3 protein-coding genes are annotated in these 1,786 nt (G+C 34.4%); 2 read left to right on the plus strand and 1 reads right to left on the minus strand.

Going from position 1 to position 1,786, the window contains the following annotated elements; all coding sequences use genetic code 11:
- The first annotated feature begins 54 nt into the window (after positions 1-54).
- Complete coding sequence (locus AB3X49_RS22370) at positions 55-381, plus strand: DUF3895 domain-containing protein (protein WP_367964813.1); 327 nt, start codon at positions 55-57, stop codon at positions 379-381.
- A gap of 92 nt (positions 382-473) precedes the next feature.
- Here AB3X49_RS22370 and AB3X49_RS22375 read toward each other — a convergent pair whose 3' ends face one another.
- A complete protein-coding gene (locus tag AB3X49_RS22375) occupies positions 474-1,052 on the minus strand; it encodes a DNA alkylation repair protein (protein WP_367964815.1) in 579 nt (192 codons plus the stop codon).
- Between the two features lie 182 nt (positions 1,053-1,234).
- Here AB3X49_RS22375 and AB3X49_RS22380 point away from each other — a divergent pair, with 182 nt between their 5' ends.
- Positions 1,235-1,693: a hypothetical protein gene (locus tag AB3X49_RS22380; RefSeq protein WP_367964817.1), complete on the plus strand. Its 459-nt coding sequence runs from the start codon at positions 1,235-1,237 to the stop codon at positions 1,691-1,693.
- The last annotated feature ends 93 nt before the right edge of the window (positions 1,694-1,786 follow it).

Below are 1,786 nucleotides of genomic sequence, written 5' to 3' on the forward strand. Positions count from 1 at the left end.
ATATAGGATTCAGTTCATGTTATATAAATCAATTGTGAGAAAGGAACAGATGTAATGAATCAAATTTCATTTGAAGATTTATTTGAAGAAGAAAAAGAAAAGGTGGAGGTAGCCGAGATACCCGTACCGTTATCGCCATTGCAAAAAGCTATTTTGGAATTACTTAATTCTGAAGAAATAAGTGCACTTGAGCTATGTGAACGATTAATACGATCTGGTAAAATACCCGATGAAAGATTCACTACGAATAAGCCGAAAGCATATGGGCAAGTATGCTTAATATTAGAGGGTTTTGTTACGGAAGGAAAGCTTATTTTTATCAAAAATGATGAGAAAAGAGATAGGGTATATAAATTGAAAGAAGAAGTTTCTAACGGATAAGATGTACAGTGGGAAATGAATGATTGGTTCCCCGTAACTATTAATATCTACAAAAAGGTGTCAATCTCACTTAGATTGACACCTTCATACTTTTAACATCTTACATATTTACGTTTGAAACCAAGTCTTCCTCTATCAACTTCTTTCTGAATACTTTCGTGAGCATTTAGTAAACTGCTTTTTTTCTTATCACGTTTTACTTCAACTATACCAACTTCTTTTGCAGTGTCGACTGCCTTTTCGTGTAGTGGTACATATGAAATTGCCACAGTGTTTAGAAAATTATTCATAGCGGATTTTGTTCGTTCTGGTGAATCATGAATTGTATTTTTCACCATTTCAAGCATATCGGAAATTTTACTTTCGGAAAACTCATTGTCTTTGCGATTTCCTAAAAGCCAGCAGTAGCAACTCCAGCCTGCAGACATTCTAAGCTCATCCCCACTTGCAATCCATTTATCAGCAACGTCTTGTGCGATATTTGATTCTGATAAAGTTACTGCTACAACATAGTCGGATAGCATATAAAAATACGCCCCATCCATCCAACGATTAAAATCAGATTCATTCATAGCTTTTGGATCTGCAATAATGCCTGCAAAGTACATTGCATCGTAGTTACCTGTGGAATAAAGTTCCTCAGCTAACTCTTTCCATCTAGTTATAATCATGAGAATATTACATTAAGATAAACGGGAAAGAGACAAAATAGATGTATAACTTTCTGCATAGGTTTTTAAAGTGGGAGAATGTAAATAATATTTTATCTTTGGCACTTTCTCTGTAGTGTTATGTTATTATTTGGTAAGGGGATAAATGGAATTTAAAGTTAAACATGTGAGGTTGGTTACAAATGATAAAGAAATTTACTAGAGTAGTATTAACGGCGGTGATGCCAATCGGTCTTATTGCGGGGTGTGGAACTGCTGAAAAAACTGAAGCAAAAGAGCCGAAAGCGGTACAAGCGGAGAAAAAGGATTATACGGATTACTCATATGGTAGCAAAGGTATATTAGTAAGCGGAAAAGCGAAAGAACGTCTACAATACGAGGTTGGGTATATGGATGATAACAAGTTAATTGGGATTGATGAAAATATTGAGGACTGTATTATTTTAGATAATAAAGATGAAGCAGGTTACATTTGGAAACAAATAGAGCGCGGATCTATTATTGAAGTGCAATATGGTAAGGAACGCAAAGACATCGTAGGGGTACAATTAGTAGGAGATCGTAAGCCATACGAAATTAGTGATAAGTTTGATCGAAATACGATAAATGAGATTGTTGGACAAGTTAAAGGTAATTTGTAATAGATGTATTTCGCTAGTATATGATCTATTATCATGAAATGGCGAATCGCATACATAAAAGTTTGGAATCAACGGCATTTTTAATATGAAAAT

Source organism: Bacillus sp. C30 (genome assembly GCF_040838255.1).
GTDB lineage: Bacteria > Bacillota > Bacilli > Bacillales > Bacillaceae_G > Bacillus_A > Bacillus_A mycoides.

What these genes read in the sequence shown, in the direction of transcription:
- AB3X49_RS22370 (WP_367964813.1), top strand. Translation starts at nt 55, where the DNA reads ATGAATCAAATTTCATTTGAAGATTTATTTGAAGAAGAAAAAGAAAAG.
- AB3X49_RS22375 (WP_367964815.1), bottom strand. Translation starts at nt 1,052, where the DNA reads ATGATTATAACTAGATGGAAAGAGTTAGCTGAGGAACTTTATTCCACA.
- AB3X49_RS22380 (WP_367964817.1), top strand. Translation starts at nt 1,235, where the DNA reads ATGATAAAGAAATTTACTAGAGTAGTATTAACGGCGGTGATGCCAATC.